The organism is Verminephrobacter aporrectodeae subsp. tuberculatae At4 (assembly GCF_000193225.1).
Classification (GTDB): Bacteria; Pseudomonadota; Gammaproteobacteria; order Burkholderiales; family Burkholderiaceae_C; genus Acidovorax; species Acidovorax aporrectodeae.
On record NZ_AFAL01000612.1, the window covers coordinates 1 to 381 of the forward strand.

General features: G+C 61.4%; 1 protein-coding gene. It reads right to left on the reverse strand.

The genetic code is table 11. The features are described 5' to 3' along the window. Positions 1-244 (reverse strand): hypothetical protein (locus VTU_RS28410; RefSeq protein ID WP_236610793.1); only part of this gene is annotated, 244 nt, incomplete at its 3' end. Positions 245-381: the final 137 nt, after the last annotated feature.

Here is a 381-nt window from a genome sequence, read left to right on the forward strand (position 1 = left end):
CAGGGGCAGCGGTGGCCTCAGCGCTGCTCTTGAGCACCATGGAGTCATCCTGCGCCTCGTCCGCCTTGTCGTGGTCCGTGTCCTGCGCCACTTTGCTCTCCGAGTCGGTGCTGCTCTGGTCGTCGTTCAGCACCTGCTCCTCGGCCTTGGCCGCAGGGGCAACGGTGGCTTCAGCGCTGCTCTTGAGCACCATGAAGTCACCCTGCTCCTCGTCCGCCTTGTGTGCGGTGTCCGGGAGGATCATGGCTTTGGCGGTGCTGGACGCGGGCGGTTTGGTGTTCACGCCATCGTTGTGCGGCATCTTGGATGTGAGGTCGCTGATATCAACTTTCGGCATCTTGGATGTGAGGTCGCTGATATCAACTTTCGGCATCTTGGATG